Raw genomic sequence first — 14800 nt, forward strand, 5'->3', positions numbered from 1 at the left:
ATGGCCGGGTGGACTTCTACTCCGCCTACCGGCATGGCTTCGTGCGGGTGGCCGCCTGTACCCACCACACCACACTCGCCGACCCGGCGAGCAACGCCGAATCGGTGCTCAGCATCGCCCGGGAATGCCATGACGAGGGCGTCGGGCTGGCGGTGTTCCCGGAGCTGACGTTGTGCGGATATTCGATCGAGGACATCCTGCTGCAGGACAGCCTGCTGGACGCCGTCGAGGATGCGGTGGCCACGGTGGTATCGGCCTCGGCGGATCTGCTGCCGGTACTGGTGATCGGCGCACCGCTGCGGTACCGCAACCGGGTCTACAACACCGCCGTGGTGATCCACCGCGGCGTGGTCCTCGGCGTGATCCCCAAGTCCTACCTGCCCAACTACCGCGAGTTCTACGAGAAGCGCCAACTCGCCGCCGGCGATGATGTCGACGGCATGATCCGGCTCAACGGCCGCGCCGGGTCCGCCGCGGCCGCAGTCGACGTGCCGTTCGGTCCGAATCTGCTGTTCGCCGCGACCGATCTGCCCGACTTCGTGTTGCACGTCGAGATCTGCGAGGACATGTGGGTTCCAGTGCCGCCCAGTGCGCAGGCCGCGCTCGCCGGCGCGACGGTGCTGGCCAATCTGTCCGGCAGCCCGATCACCATCGGCCGGGCCGATCAACGCAAGCTGCTGGCGAAGTCGGCATCCTCGCGCTGCCTGGCCGCCTATGTCTACGCCGCGGCCGGTGAGGGTGAGTCGACCACCGATCTGGCCTGGGACGGCCAGACGATGATCTACGAGAACGGCGTCCTGCTGGCCGAATCCGAACGATTCCCCAAGGGGGAGCGGCGCTCGGTCGCCGATGTGGACGTGTCGCTGCTGCGCGCCGAGCGGCTGCGGATGGGCAGCTTCGACGACAACGCCCGGCATTACCGCGCGACCGGGGGCACGTTCCGCACCATCGAGTTCACCCTGGATCCGCCCGCCGGTGATATCGGTCTGCGCAGGCACGTCGAGCGCTTCCCCTTCGTCCCATCGGATCCGACGCGCCTGCAACAGGATTGCTACGAGGCCTACAACATCCAGGTCGCCGGACTGGAGCAGCGGCTGCGTGCGCTCAATTTCCCCAAGCTCGTCATCGGGGTATCCGGCGGGCTGGATTCCACCCACGCGCTCATCGTCGCCGCCCGCGCGATGGACCGGGAAGGCCGGCCACGCAGCGATATCCTCGCCTTCACCATGCCCGGATTCGCGACCGGCGAGCGCACCAAGGGCAACGCGATCGCGCTCAGTGCGGCATTGGGCGTCACGTTCGCCGAGATCGACATCCGAGAGACCGCGCAGCTCATGCTCACCGAGATGGACCACCCGTTCGGGCGTGGCGAGAAGGTGTACGACGTCACCTTCGAGAACGTGCAGGCCGGACTGCGCACCGACTACCTGTTCCGGTTGGCCAACCAGCGCGGCGGCATCGTGCTGGGCACCGGCGATCTCTCCGAATTGGCCCTTGGCTGGTCCACGTATGGCGTTGGCGACCAGATGTCGCACTACAACGTCAACGGTGGGGTACCGAAGACGTTGATCCAGCACCTGATCCGGTGGGTGATCTCATCAGGGGAGTTCGAGGACACCGTCGGGGAGGTGCTGCAGTCGGTCCTCGACACCGAGATCACTCCGGAACTGGTGCCCACGGGTGAGGACGAGGAGGTTCAGAGCAGCGAGGCCAAGGTGGGCCCCTATGTGCTGCAGGACTTTTCGCTCTTCCAGGTGCTGCGCTACGGGTTTGGCCCACCAAAGGTCGCCTTCCTGGCCTGGCATGCCTGGCGCGACGCCGAGTGCGGACACTGGCCGCTGGGCTATCCGTTGGACAAGCGACCGGCCTTCTCGCTCAACGAAATCCGGCGCTGGCTCACGGTGTTTGCGCAGCGGTTCTACTCGTTCTCTCAGTTCAAACGGTCGGCGCTGCCCAACGGCCCCAAAGTCTCCGCCGGCGGTGCGTTGTCACCGCGCGGGGACTGGCGGGCTCCGTCAGACATGTCGGCACGGGTTTGGCTGGAGCAGATCGAGCGGGATATCCCGCAAAGCTAGCCAGAACTCACAGGCGCTGATGCTGTTGGGGCGCTCGCCACGCGAGACGGATCGGTCCTGTCGGCGTGTGCCCGGGCGGCGGCGCGGACCACGAGCGCGAAACAGATCGTGATCGGGATGCCCGCACCGTCCATGCCGCCGGCGATGATGGCGTCGGCGGCGGTGAATGCGGGTGGCACGATCATCGAGAACAGGGTGGCCGATACCGGCGCCGTGGCAAACCCCCACAACAGCCATCGCCATTGTCGCTCCCGGGCCGTGGCGCCCCGCGTGCGCGCGCGTATGACACCTAGTGTCGTGAGCGCGATCGCGATCCAGAGCGGTACGAGGTGGAACGCGACCAAGGTGTGCGGTATCGGTTCGGGCAACCGCAGAGTCAAACCGGTGTATGTGAGCGAGCCGAGCAACGCGATTGCCCCCGCGGCACCGTATCGCCATGCCGACACCGGTGTGGTGCCGGCTTCGGGCGGGGTGTGCTGGGTGAGCATGAACGCCAGTGCCGCGCCGCCGGGCGCGGCGACACCGAGGATCAGTGAGCCGACACCGATATTGGTCAGCAGATCGTGCTGCGGGATCACCGGCTGAATGCCGATCCAGATGAACCGCAGCAGCGGCGCGGTCAGCATGAAGGCGATGCTGTAGGTCATCCAGGCCCGGTGGCTGATCACATCGCGCTTGCGGATCGCGTAGACGGCGTACCACGCGCTGGCGAGTGTCCCCACGGCCAGGGCGCGCAGCTGCGTCTCGAACGCGGGTCCGATGAAGTGCTCCGCCGGAGGGGTGGCGTACAGGAATATCAGGGCGGTCAGCATGCTGACCGACATCAGCGCGAGATAGGCCCGGCCGGTCCAGCGATGGACCGCGGGTCGTCGCTCCCGCAGCCGCGACGAGAACTGAAACAGGGCCAGTGTCAACGCCACTGCGCCCAGCGTGGTGTGCACCAGCAACACCACCCGATGCTCGGCGTAGGCGGCGTGGCGTACCGATTGCACCGACCCGTCGGCCGTGGCATAGCCGGGGCCGTTGACGACAGTGTTGACCCCGTCCTGCCAGCTGGTCGCCTCGGGGTGGAAGAGCGGCCAGGTGTAGTTCATGGCCAACGGGAGATAGAGCACAGCCACCGCGGCAGCGACGATGAAGAGTCCCCGCGACAGTACTGCCTGCTTGTGGTTGTTCATTTCAAGATCAGATTCTAGGTGGCGGGTGCCGACGTGTCGGTCAGTTCGGCTGATCTTGATACGTTCGACCGACGCAGCGCAGGTTCAGAGTCGGCCGTCGAGGCGCAGGTCGGGGTGCACCCACTCCGGCGAGCGGCGCTCCTTGAACGCCACGAAGCCCTGTCGCGCCTCGGGCCCGCCGAAACTGGCCTTCATGCCGATCCGGTCGAACAGCCCCAGATAGCTGTCGAGGCTGGACTTGACCACCGACCGTGCGCCCGGCGCGGTGCGGCAGACCTGGGCCAGCACCTCTTTCGCCTCCGCGAGCAGGTTGTCGTGGGTCACCACCCTGGCCACCAGGCCCCAATCGAGTGCCTCCGCGGCGGTGAGCACCCGGCCGGTGAACATCAGATCGCGCGTGCGGACCACGCCGATCAGTCGGGCCAGCATCTGGCTGTAATAGGTATCGGCGATACCGCGGAACAGTTCGGGCACCCGGAAGGTCGCTCGCTCGCTGACCACGGCCATATCGCTGCACAGGGCGATCTGCATGCCGCCACCTTGGGCCAGGCCGTTGACCGCGGACACCACCGGCTTCACCGACTGGCGCAACGTCTCGAAGGGGGTCACATCCATCGACAGCGCCGCGCCCCACGGCATCCAGTCATCGGAGCCGTCACCGCCACCCAGATCGCCGCCGGGGGCGAAGACGTCGCCGGTGCCGGTGATCAACAGGCCGGCCAGGTCGGGATCGTTGTCGACACGACTGACCGCGTACCGGATGCCGAAGTACATCGCCGGGGTCATCGCGTTGCGTGCCTGGGGGCGATCGAGGCGGACCACCGCGAACGGGCCTTGGCGCTCGAAGGTCAGGAATGGGGTTCCGAGCCAGTCGCCCTCGGGCGGTCGCGCTGTCATGGCAGCCGACTATAACTCCCAACTGTTGGTGATTCAGTTCAGCGCGTCCTCGATCGCCTCGTCGTCCGGTGCGCAGTCACCGGCACCGGCCACCAGGGTGGCCAGGGCGCCCGCCGCACACGCGCGGCGCAAGGCGTGCGCGGGATCGGCGATCCAGCCCGCGGCCAGCACGCCCGCGAAGACGTCGCCCGCACCCGTGGTGTCCACCGCCTCGACCGCCGGCGCCGCGACCCGGGTTTCGGCATCGGCGCTGCGGTGCACCGCTCCGTCGGCGCCGAGCGTGACGACCAGGTGCGGCACCGGCCACGTCCAGCGTTGCGCCTCGGACTCGTTGACGATCACGACATCGGTGACCTCGGCCAGCTGCGCCAGCGCGTCCGGGTCGGCGCCGGCCGGGGAGGCGTTGAGCATGACGGTCGCGCCGGCGTCGCGGGCGATGCGGGCCGCGGCGAGTGCCGCGCCGGTGGGAATCTCCAACTGCATCAGCAGGACCTCACACCCGGCCACCAGCTCGCGCAGCGCCGACGAGTTGAGGGTGAGATGTCCGTTGGCTCCAGGTGCCACCACGATCACGTTCTCGGCGTGCGCGTCCACCACGATCGACGCCGTTCCACTGGGTACCGGCAGCGCGATGACGCCGCTGACGTCGACATCGTTGGACTGCAGGTGGGTCCGCAGCGCCGCACCGGTGTCGTCATCGCCGACCGCGGCCACCAGCACCACCTCGGCGCCGGCCCGGGACGCCGCGATGGCCTGGTTACCGCCCTTGCCTCCCGGGGTCCGCGTCATCGACGAGGCCAACACCGTGGCGCCGGGTGCGGGCAGCGCAGCCACGGCGAAAACGAGGTCCATGTTCACGCTGCCCACCACACATACGCGCGCCACGGGCCCACCGTAGTCACCGTCGGCGTCCTAGGGGCGAGATCGAACGCAGGGTCGTCGCGGGTGGGCGATGAAGAAGAAATCGCGACCCTGTGTTCGATCTCGGCCGCAGGGCGACCACCCGGGACCCCATCGGGCTGGGCCCGGGGATGCCCGATACCCTGGCTTAATGAGTGTGCAGTCTCCCGTCACGGCCGACCTGCGCCGGCAGGTCCACGACGCCGCAGCGGCCGCCCGCACGGCGTCCCGCGCATTGGTGACGCTGAGCACCGTCGACAAGAATCGGGCCCTGCATGCCGCCGCGGACGCGGTGCTGGCACACGCCCACGACATCCTGGCCGCCAACGGCGAGGACCTCGACGCGGCGCGCGCCGCGGGCACGGCCGAGGCGATGCTGGACCGGCTCGCCCTGAACCCGCAACGCATCGACGGTATCGCGGCGGGGCTGCGGCAGGTGGCAGGGCTGCCCGACCCGGTCGGGGAGGTGCTGCGCGGCAGCACCCTGCCCAACGGACTGCAGCTGCGTCAGCAGCGGGTGCCGCTCGGCGTGGTGGGCATCGTCTACGAGGGCCGTCCCAATGTCACCGTCGATGCCTTCGGGCTCACCCTGAAATCGGGCAACGCGGTGCTGCTGCGCGGCAGTTCCTCGGCGGCGCGCTCGAACGCGGCGCTGGTGCGGGCACTGCGGGAGGCGCTGGTCGCCGAGGGCCTGCCCGCCGACGCGGTGCAATTGCTGCCCAGCGAGGACCGCGCCAGCGTCACCCACCTGATCCAGGCCCGTGGACTCGTCGATGTCGTCATCCCGCGTGGCGGTGCCGGTTTGATCGACGCCGTGGTGCGCGATGCCACCGTCCCCACCATCGAGACCGGTGTCGGCAACTGCCACGTCTTCGTGCACGCCGGTGCCGATCTCGATGTGGCAGAACGCATCCTGCTGAACGCGAAGACCCGGCGGCCCAGTGTCTGCAACGCCGCCGAGACGTTGTTGGTGGACCGGGCGGGCGCCGATACCGCGCTGCCGCGGCTGCTCAACGCCTTGCAGGACGCCGGGGTCACCGCGCACCTCGACCCCACCGAGGAGGAGTTGCGCGCCGAGTTCCTGTCCATGGACATCGCGGTGGCACTCGTCGACGGCGTCGACGGCGCGATCGCGCACATCAACGAATACGGCACCGGCCACACCGAGGCGATCGTCACCACCGAATTGGCGGCCGCGCAGCGGTTCACCGAGCAGGTCGACGCCGCCGCGGTGATGGTGAACGCATCCACCGCCTTCACCGACGGCGAGCAGTTCGGTTTCGGCGCCGAGATCGGCATCTCCACTCAGAAGCTGCACGCCCGGGGCCCGATGGGGCTGCCCGAACTGACCTCCACCAAATGGATCGTGTGGGGCGACGGCCAGATCCGTCCCGCCTGAACACCGCTGCGAAAAGAGAACATGTGAGCCTCCCCGCCCGCCCGGCCCCGCTGTTCACCGATATCGACGATGTCGCCAGGCGGCTCGCCGAAACCGGCTACCTGCCCGACAAGGCCACGGCCACCGCCGTTTTTCTCGCCGACCGGCTCGGCAAGCCGCTGCTGGTGGAAGGTCCGGCGGGAGTCGGCAAGACCGAACTGGCCCGTGCCGTCGCACAGACCACCGGATCGGAGCTGGTCCGGCTGCAGTGCTACGAAGGTGTCGACGAGGCGCGCGCACTCTACGAGTGGAACCACGCCAAGCAGATCCTGCGCATCCAGGCGGGAACCGCCGCCGGCTCCGCCGGCGGTGGCGACTGGGATCAGACCAAGACCGACGTGTTCAGCGAGGAGTTCCTGCTGAGCCGTCCACTGCTGACCGCGATCCGGCGCACCGACCCGACCGTGCTGCTGATCGACGAGACCGACAAGGCCGATATCGAGATCGAGGGCCTGCTGCTGGAGGTGCTGTCCGATTTCGCGGTGACGGTGCCCGAGCTCGGCACCATCAAGGCCGAACGCGCGCCGTTCGTGCTGCTGACCTCCAATGCCACCCGTGAGCTGTCCGAGGCGCTCAAACGGCGATGCCTGTTCCTGCACATCGACTTCCCCGATCCCGAACTGGAGCGGCGCATCCTGCTGTCCCGGGTTCCCGAGCTGCCCGAGCGAATCGCCTCGGAGCTGGTGCGGATCATCGGGGTGCTGCGCGGGATGCAGCTCAAGAAGGTGCCGTCGGTGGCCGAGACCATCGACTGGGGTCGCACCGTATTGGCTCTCGGCATGGACACCATCGACGACGAACTGATCGCGGCGACCCTCGGTGTGGTGCTCAAGCATCAGTCCGATCAGGTCAAGGCGGCCGGTGAGCTCAGGCTGAACTGATGGCATCCCGCCGGATCCGCCCGCCGCAGCCGCTGGCCCCCAACGGAATTCCTGGACACCTGGTGGAGTTCGTGGAGGCGCTGCGCGGGGTGGGTATCGCGGTGGGACCGTCGGAGACGGTGGATGCCGGCCGGGTGATGACCGTGCTCGGGCTCGGAGACCGGGAGGCGTTGCGCGAAGGCCTGGCCTGCGCGGTGCTGCGGCGTGCCGACCACCGCGACACCTATGACGCCATGTTCGACCTGTGGTGGCCGGCGGCCTACGGAGCGCGGACCGTGCTGGAGGACGAGCCCGATCCCGAGGCCGAACCGGCGCGGCTGCCGCCCGAGGACATCGAGGCGATGCGCGCGGCGCTGATCGAGATGCTGGGCCCCGACGGTGATCTGGAGAATTTCGACGATCGGCTCGCGGCCATGATCGCGCGGATTGTGGAGGCCTACGGCCGGTACAACTCCAGCCGCGGTCCGTCCTACTCGTCATATCAGGCCCTCAAGGCGATGGCGCTGGACGAGTTGGAGGGTCGGCTGTTGGCCGGTTTGCTGGCGCCCTACGGCGAGGAACCTACCCCGACACAGGAAGAGATCGCCAAGGCGATGGCCGCGCAGCGGGTTTCCCAGCTGCGCCGGATGGTGGAGGCCGAGACCAAGCGCCGCACAGCCGAACAGCTCGGCCGCGACCACGTGCAGATGTATGGGATCCCGCAGCTGGCCGAAAACGTCGAATTTCTGCGTGCTTCCGGTGAACAGCTGCGTCAGATGCGAAAGACCGTGCAGCCGTTGGCCAGGACGCTGGCGACCCGGCTGGCGGCCAAGCGCCGCCGCGCGGCCAACGGGCAGATCGACATGCGCAAGACGCTGCGCAAGTCGATGTCCACCGGGGGTGTGCCGATCGAGGTGGTGCTCAAGAAGCCGCATCCGGCGCGGCCCGAGCTGGTGGTGCTCTGCGATGTGTCGGGCTCGGTGGCCGGGTTCAGCCACTTCACCCTGATGCTGGTCTCGGCGTTGCGCCAGCAGTTCTCCCGGGTGCGGGTCTTCGCCTTCATCGACACCACCGATGAGGTGACCCACATGTTCGGTCCGGAGGCCGACCTCGCGGTCGCGGTGCAGCGGATCACCCGGGAAGCCGGCGTCTACACCCGCGACGGGCACTCCGATTACGGGCACGCGTTCGTATCGTTCGCACAGAACTTCCCCAATGTGTTGTCGCCGCGTTCGTCGCTGCTGATTCTCGGCGACGCGCGCAACAACTACCGCAACCCCGAGACCGAACTGCTGACCCGGATGGTGAACGCCAGCCGGCACGCGCACTGGCTCAACCCGGAGCCCAAGCACCTGTGGGGCAGCGGCGACTCCGCCGTCCCGCGCTACACCGACCTGATTCCGATGCACGAGTGCCGGTCGGCCAAGCAACTCGGCGCGGTGATCGACGCCCTGCTGCCGGTCTGAGCCCCTCGGCACGTTCGAGCGCCCCGGAACCCTGCCGTAAGCTGGCTCTTCGTGGCAGCACGGCGCAGGTTGGGAGTGATGGGCGGGACGTTCGATCCCGTGCATCACGGCCACCTGGTCGCCGCCAGCGAGGTCGCCGATCAGTTCGATCTCGACGAGGTGGTCTTCGTCCCGACCGGACAACCGTGGCAGAAGCGTGACCGCCACGTCACCGCCGCCGAGGACCGCTACCTGATGACGGTCATCGCCACCGCGGCCAACCCGCGATTCTCGGTGAGCCGGGTCGACATCGACCGTGGCGGCGCCACCTACACCACGGATACGCTGCGCGATCTCGCTCACCAGAACCCGGACACCGACCTGTATTTCATCACCGGTGCCGACGCGCTGGCCTCGATCCTGTCCTGGCAGAACTGGGAGGAGCTGTTCTCCCTCGCTCGTTTCGTCGGGGTGAGCAGGCCCGGTTACGAGCTCGACGGTGAGCACATCGCCGCGGCCATGCAGGAACTCCCCGAGGACGCGCTGACCTTGGTCGAGGTGCCCGCGTTGGCCATCTCGTCGAGTGACTGCCGACTGCGCGCCCAGCAGTCCCGACCCATCTGGTACCTGGTGCCCGACGGTGTCGTGCAGTACGTGTCCAAACGCAACCTGTACACCGCAACGGAGGCCCGTTCATGACCGCCACCCCCGAAGCCGTCGAGATGGCAGGAGTCGCGGCGCGTGCCGCCGCAGCCAAGCTCGGCAACGACGTTCTGGTCATCGACGTATCCGACCAGTTGGTCATCACCGACTGCTTCGTGATCGCCTCGGCGTCCAACGAGCGCCAGGTCAACGCGATCGTCGACGAGATCGAGGACAAGATGCGGGCCGCGGGGCACAAGCCGGCCCGCCGCGAGGGAACCCGGGAAGGGCGCTGGACGCTGCTGGACTATGTCGACATCGTGGTGCACGTCCAGCACGCCGACGAGCGTGAGTTCTACGCCCTGGAGCGGTTGTGGCGGGACTGCCCGGTGGTCCCGGTGGATCTGGGTGACGGTGACGAGCCGCGGGATGCCACGTGAGTGTGCGCCGGCTGGTGCTGTTGCGGCACGGGCAGACCGAGTGGAACGCCGGAAGCCGGATGCAGGGCCAGCTGGACACCGATCTGACCGAACTTGGGCGCGAGCAGGCCGGTGCGGCCGCCGAGGTGCTGGCCAAACGCCAACCCCTGGTCATCGTGTCATCGGACCTGCGGCGCGCCCTGGACACCGCCACCGCGCTGGGCGAGCGCTCCGGTGTGCATGTCTCGGTCGATGAGCGGCTGCGCGAGACCCACCTGGGCGACTGGCAGGGCCTGACCCATCTGGAGGTCGATGATGCGGCACCGGGTGCCCGGCTGGCCTGGCGTGACGACGCCCGGTGGGCGCCGCACGGCGGGGAGAGCCGGGTGGACGTCGCGGACCGCAGCGTCCCGCTGGTCACCGAGCTCATTGCCGCCCAGTCGGATTGGGGCAGGGATGAGCCCGATCGTCCGGTGGTGCTGGTGGCCCATGGCGGGCTGATCGCCGCGTTGACCGCGGCGCTGCTGAACCTGCCGGTGGACAACTGGCCGGCCCTTGGCGGTATGGGCAATGCCAGCTGGGCGCAGCTCTCCGGGCACGATGTCGGGGACGAGATCAAATGGCGGCTCGACGTGTGGAACGCCTCGGCGCAGGTGGCCAACGATGTCCTCTGAGCGCCGCACCCTGCTCGTCTTCTGCGACTCACTGTCCTACTACGGGCCGACCGGCGGTCTGCCCGCCGATGACCCCCGGATCTGGCCGAATCTCGTTGCCGAACAACTCGGTTGGGATGTCGAGTTGATCGGGCGGATTGGCTGGACGTGCCGCGACGTGTGGTGGGCGGCGACCCAGGATCCGCGTTCCTGGGCGGCGCTGCCGCGGGCCGGGGCGGTGATCTTCGCGACCTGCGGGATGGATTCGCTGCCTTCGCCGCTGCCGACGGCGTTGCGTGAACTCATCCGCTACGTGCGACCCCCGTTCCTGCGGCGCTGGGCCCGCGACGGTTATGGCTGGTTGCAGCCTCGGCTCTCGCCGGTCGCGCGCCCGGCGCTGCCTCCGCATCTCACCGTCGAGTATTTGGAAATGACGAGGGCTGCACTGGATTTCAACCGTCCCGGACTTCCCGTGGTGGCGACCATTCCGTCGGTGCACATCGCCGAGACCTATGGCAAGTCCCATCGGTGGCGCGACCCGATCGTCAAGGCGATCACCGGCTGGGCCGACGAGCACCGGGTGCCCGTCGTCGATCTGAAGGCCGCCGTCGGTGACGAGGTCATGAGCGGGCGCGGTAACCCCGACGGTATTCACTGGAACTTCGAAGCGCACGCCGCGGTCGCCGATCTGATGCTCAAGGGTCTCGCCGAAGCCGGTGCCTACCAACCGGATACCTCTGGACGGTCATGACGGTCCAGGTGGTGACCGACTCGTCGTCACGGTTGAGCGACGATGAGCGCAAACGTTGGTCGATCCGCCAGGTGCCATTGCACGTCCTGGTCGACGATCTCGATTTGCGCGACGGTGTCGACGACATCCCCAACGACGTGTTCGAGCGCAGCCAGGTGACGACCGCCGGCGCCTCACCGGCCGATCTGGCGCAGGCCTACCGGGAGGCGCTGGCCGCCAGCGATGGTGACGGCGTCGTCGCGGTGCACCTGTCGGCAGCGCTGTCCAGCACGTTCAGCTCCGCCGCGGCCGCTGCCCGGGAGTTCGGTTCGGCTGTGCGCGTGGTGAACACCCGATCTGCCGCGATGGGTGTCGGGGCTGTCGCGCTGGCCGCGGCCCGCGCCGCCGAGACCGGCGCCGAGCTCGACGCCGTCGAGGCCGTGGCGCGCGCCGCCGTCCCACGCGGGCACGTGTTCATCGTCGTGCACCGCCTGGACAACCTGCGCCGCAGCGGGCGCATCGGGACCGCCGCGTCCTGGTTGGCCACCGCGCTGTCGGTGAAGCCGCTGTTGCGGCTGGACGTCGACGGCCGGTTGGTGCTGGCCCAGCGAGTGCGTACAGTGTCCAAAGCCCATGCCGCCATGGTGGATTCGATCGCCGAGGTGGTGGGGGAGCGGTCGGCGTCGATCACGGTGCATCACGTGGACAACCACGACGCGGCCGCCGAACTGGGTGCTGCGCTGACCACCCGGCTACCGCAGCTGGAGTCGCTGACGGTCCGCGATATGGGTGCGGTGTTGGCCGTCCATGTGGGTGCCGGTGCGGTGGGGGCGTGCGTCAGCCTCGCCGAGTGATTCAGCCGGCGAAGCGACCGGTGATCGGCGGCAGGTCCTTGAGGGTGGCGATGCCGGGTGCGGCGGCCACCACCGCGGGCACGGCGTTGGTGACCGGCATCGCGGTGTAGATCATGCCCAGCCCCATGAAACCCGGTTCGGTCCAGTCCTTGGGTGGCAGGCAGTGCAAGACGGTGCGCATATTGGGCGTGCCGAACACCTGGATGACATGACCGTGCTCGAGGGGTTTGGGCGGCGTGACGTGCTCACCCATCGTCCAGTTGAACCCGACGCTGACGACATTGCGCTCGCCGACCCAGCCACGGTGATAGCCGAGCACGCTGCCCACGGTGCCCTCGGGGATCGTCATGAAACCGAGGTCGGAGTCGCCGGTGGCGGCGGTGAAGGTGACATCGAACGTCATCCGGTCCAATGTGGCGCCGATCGCGTCGGCCATCATCGCTGCGGATTCGGCGAACACCTCGCTTTCGCGGCGCACGCTCTCGGCCAGTCCCGGAGTGTCGGGATCCTGTGAGAAGCCCATGGCTGTCTGGGTTTCCGCGGATTCGTAGGTCGAGCAATCCACCGACTCGGTGATCCGGATCTCGTCGACCCGTTCGCAGGAGCCGGACAGCACCATGGCGACCATATTCGTCATCCCCGGATGAGCTCCGCTGCCGAAAATGGTGGAATTGCCGGCCGCGCAGGCGGTTCTGATGCGGTGGAGGTCCTCGGGCGATTGCTTGCCGCCGGTGATCCAGGCGGCACTCGAGCAGACGTTGACGCCGGCCTCCAGCAGGGCAACCAGTTCGTCGATGCTGGGCCACAGCGGGTTGTAACAGCATGCGTCCGGCTTGAGGGCGATCAGTGCGTCGATGTCATTGGTCGCCGCAATACCGGTCGGCGTGGGCCAGCCGGCGAGCTCGGCGGCATCGACGCCGACCTTGTCGGCGCCGTGGGCGTACACCCCGACGAGTTCCATATCGTCGCGGCCGATGATGGCGTGCAGGGAGCGGGTACCGATGTTTCCGGTGGTCCACTGGATGACGCGGAGGGGATCGCTCATGGCTGAACACTATTCGAAAGATGTGCATCGGTGTAACCCGGGTCACAATTCGACCGGCACGGCGGTCGTTGAGATTACGATACGAAACGTGCCGTACTTGAACAGTGCTGACGGTGGCGAGCGTCGTGGAGGCCGCCCCCGAGACAGCGGGCGGGAGAGCGAGATACTCGGTATCGCCTACGCGCTGCTGGCCGAGGTCGGCTATGACGGTGTCACCTTCGAGGAGGTGGCGCGCCGCGCCGGTGCCTCCAAGGCGACCCTGTACCGGCGCTGGAAGTCCAAGCGCGAGATGGTGACTGCCGCATTGGCGGCCAACCCTGCACGTCGGGAGGGCGCGGGAGAGATCGACACCGGCAGTCTGCGGGGGGACCTGTTGGCGCTGTGTCGGCGGCTCATCACCACCATGCGCTCGACGGACGGGCAGACCGCGCTGCTGTTGCTGCAGGCCGGCCTGGAGGATCCGGCGCTCTGCCAGGAGATCGAACGGACCGCCGGGCCCACCGGGGCGCGACTGCCCGCGACCGTCGTCGCCGCCGCCGTGCGGCGCGGCGAACTGCCGCACGCCGTCGACCCGTTCGCCTTCGAAGAGGTCGCCGGGGCGGTGCTGCTGCTGCGGCGGATGAACGGACTGGACACCGACGAGGCCTATCTGGAGGCGCTGGTCGACTCGATTCTGCTGCCCGCCCTGCGCGCGTCGCCCCCGGCCAAGGCTGCACTGCCCGCCGGCATCTTCTCCGGACATCCCGATCACGCAAAGGAAACCCCGTGACCACCATGACCATCGACGGATTCAGCTACTCCACCCAGGCAGGTGAGGGTGGCGTCGAGATCAACGTCGGCATCGCCGGCACCGGTCCGCCAGTCGTTCTGCTGCACGGCTTCCCGCAAACGCACTACATGTGGCGGCGGGTGGCCCGGGTGCTGGCCGACGATTTCACGGTCATCGTTGTCGATCTGCGCGGGTACGGCGGAAGTGGAAAGCCGACCGTGGCCGGCCCGCAGACCTACTCCAAGCGGACCATGGCGCGCGACATCGCGAAGGTCGCAGCAGCGTTGGGACACCATCGGTTCGGTGTGGTGGGACATGACCGTGGCGCGCTCGTCGCGGTTCGCGCCGGACTCGATCAGCCCGAGGTGGTGCAGTATGTCGGGATCCTCGACGTGTTGCCGACCCTGGACACCTGGGATGTGCTCCACGGTGTGAATGCCAAGGTGGCCTGGCATCTCTACCTGATGGCGCAACCGGTCGGCCTGCCCGAGAAGATGATCAAGGCGGTGGCCGCGGAGTTCTTCGCGTCCTTCCTGGACGCCTGGGACACCGACGGATCCACCTTCGCCCCCGCGGTTCGTGCCCACTACATCGACAGCTCGGTGGCGGCCGTGGACTCCATCGTCGCCGACTACCGGGCGACCGCAGGGATCGACCTGGACATGGATCGCGCCGATCGTGACGCCGGCAGGCAATTGCCGATGCCGGTCGGTGTCATCTCGCAGGACTGGGGTACGCAACTGGGCTTCGACCCCGCGGCGATCTGGGCGGCATGGGCGCCGGACTTCAGCTACGAGCCCATCGATGCCGGCCATTTCATGGCCGAGGAGAAGCCTGCCGAGATTGCCCGGTTCATCCGGGGACTCGCGGCGCGCTGCCGCTGACCACCGTTGTC

Annotated in this window: 15 protein-coding genes; 11 read left to right on the forward strand and 4 right to left on the reverse strand. The window is 68.2% G+C overall.

What is annotated here, in order from left to right; all coding sequences use genetic code 11:
* The first annotated feature begins 8 nt into the window (after positions 1 to 8).
* Positions 9 to 2075, forward strand: coding sequence for an NAD(+) synthase (locus A7U43_RS12355; protein ID WP_067995358.1), 2067 nt, complete (start codon positions 9 to 11; stop codon positions 2073 to 2075).
* Here the strand turns inward: A7U43_RS12355 and A7U43_RS12360 are convergent.
* The 3 genes from A7U43_RS12360 to A7U43_RS12370 all read right to left on the reverse strand — a co-directional run bounded on the left by A7U43_RS12360 (position 2072) and on the right by A7U43_RS12370 (position 5035).
* Positions 2072 to 3253, reverse strand: a complete 1182-nt coding sequence (locus tag A7U43_RS12360) for a DUF2306 domain-containing protein (RefSeq protein ID WP_067995359.1) — start codon at positions 3251 to 3253, stop codon at positions 2072 to 2074. The two genes, A7U43_RS12355 and A7U43_RS12360, sit on opposite strands and share 4 nt — an antisense overlap.
* A gap of 84 nt (positions 3254 to 3337) precedes the next feature.
* On the reverse strand, positions 3338 to 4150 hold the full coding sequence (locus tag A7U43_RS12365; RefSeq protein WP_067995361.1) for an enoyl-CoA hydratase/isomerase family protein: 813 nt from the start codon (positions 4148 to 4150) through the stop codon (positions 3338 to 3340).
* Positions 4151 to 4183: 33 nt separating this feature from the next.
* Entirely contained in the window at positions 4184 to 5035 is an 852-nt protein-coding gene (locus A7U43_RS12370) for a ribokinase (RefSeq protein ID WP_082902111.1), read from the reverse strand.
* Positions 5036 to 5201: 166 nt separating this feature from the next.
* Here A7U43_RS12370 and A7U43_RS12375 point away from each other — a divergent pair, with 166 nt between their 5' ends.
* The 8 genes from A7U43_RS12375 (at position 5202) to A7U43_RS12410 (ending at position 12091) form a co-directional block, all read left to right on the forward strand.
* Complete coding sequence (locus A7U43_RS12375; protein ID WP_067995363.1) at positions 5202 to 6449, forward strand: glutamate-5-semialdehyde dehydrogenase; 1248 nt, start codon at positions 5202 to 5204, stop codon at positions 6447 to 6449.
* Positions 6450 to 6472: 23 nt separating this feature from the next.
* On the forward strand, positions 6473 to 7369 hold the full coding sequence (locus A7U43_RS12380; RefSeq protein WP_067995367.1) for an AAA family ATPase: 897 nt from the start codon (positions 6473 to 6475) through the stop codon (positions 7367 to 7369).
* The gene (locus A7U43_RS12385) at positions 7369 to 8814 is read left to right on the forward strand and encodes a vWA domain-containing protein (RefSeq protein ID WP_067995370.1); all 1446 of its coding nucleotides are present in this window, start codon (positions 7369 to 7371) and stop codon (positions 8812 to 8814) included. The genes A7U43_RS12380 and A7U43_RS12385 overlap by 1 nt, the downstream gene beginning before the upstream one ends.
* 78 nt (positions 8815 to 8892) lie before the next feature.
* A complete protein-coding gene (gene nadD, locus A7U43_RS12390; RefSeq protein WP_067995373.1) occupies positions 8893 to 9492 on the forward strand; it encodes a nicotinate-nucleotide adenylyltransferase in 600 nt (199 codons plus the stop codon).
* A complete protein-coding gene (gene rsfS, locus A7U43_RS12395; RefSeq protein WP_067995376.1) occupies positions 9489 to 9875 on the forward strand; it encodes a ribosome silencing factor in 387 nt (128 codons plus the stop codon). Before nadD ends, rsfS begins: the two co-directional genes overlap by 4 nt.
* Positions 9872 to 10528, forward strand: coding sequence for a glucosyl-3-phosphoglycerate phosphatase (gpgP, locus tag A7U43_RS12400; RefSeq protein ID WP_067995379.1), 657 nt, complete (start codon positions 9872 to 9874; stop codon positions 10526 to 10528). The genes rsfS and gpgP overlap by 4 nt, the downstream gene beginning before the upstream one ends.
* Entirely contained in the window at positions 10518 to 11258 is a 741-nt protein-coding gene (gene octT, locus A7U43_RS12405) for a diglucosylglycerate octanoyltransferase (RefSeq protein WP_067995382.1), read from the forward strand. Before gpgP ends, octT begins: the two co-directional genes overlap by 11 nt.
* Positions 11255 to 12091, forward strand: a complete 837-nt coding sequence (locus A7U43_RS12410) for a DegV family protein (protein WP_067995385.1) — start codon at positions 11255 to 11257, stop codon at positions 12089 to 12091. Before octT ends, A7U43_RS12410 begins: the two co-directional genes overlap by 4 nt.
* Before the next feature lies 1 nt (position 12092).
* Here the strand turns inward: A7U43_RS12410 and A7U43_RS12415 are convergent, their stop codons facing one another.
* Complete coding sequence (locus A7U43_RS12415; RefSeq protein ID WP_067995388.1) at positions 12093 to 13136, reverse strand: NAD(P)H-dependent amine dehydrogenase family protein; 1044 nt, start codon at positions 13134 to 13136, stop codon at positions 12093 to 12095.
* A gap of 88 nt (positions 13137 to 13224) precedes the next feature.
* Here A7U43_RS12415 and A7U43_RS12420 point away from each other — a divergent pair, with 88 nt between their 5' ends.
* Together A7U43_RS12420 and A7U43_RS12425 are read left to right on the forward strand one after the other, a co-directional pair.
* Positions 13225 to 13905: a TetR/AcrR family transcriptional regulator gene (locus A7U43_RS12420; protein ID WP_231963576.1), complete on the forward strand. Its 681-nt coding sequence runs from the start codon at positions 13225 to 13227 to the stop codon at positions 13903 to 13905.
* Positions 13906 to 13910: 5 nt separating this feature from the next.
* Positions 13911 to 14789 carry an alpha/beta fold hydrolase gene (locus A7U43_RS12425; RefSeq protein WP_068002550.1) on the forward strand — a complete coding sequence of 293 codons (879 nt, stop codon included), beginning with the start codon at positions 13911 to 13913 and terminating at the stop codon, positions 14787 to 14789.
* Positions 14790 to 14800 lie beyond the last annotated feature (11 nt).

Source organism: Mycobacterium adipatum (assembly GCF_001644575.1).
GTDB classification, from domain to species: domain Bacteria; phylum Actinomycetota; class Actinomycetes; order Mycobacteriales; family Mycobacteriaceae; genus Mycobacterium; species Mycobacterium adipatum.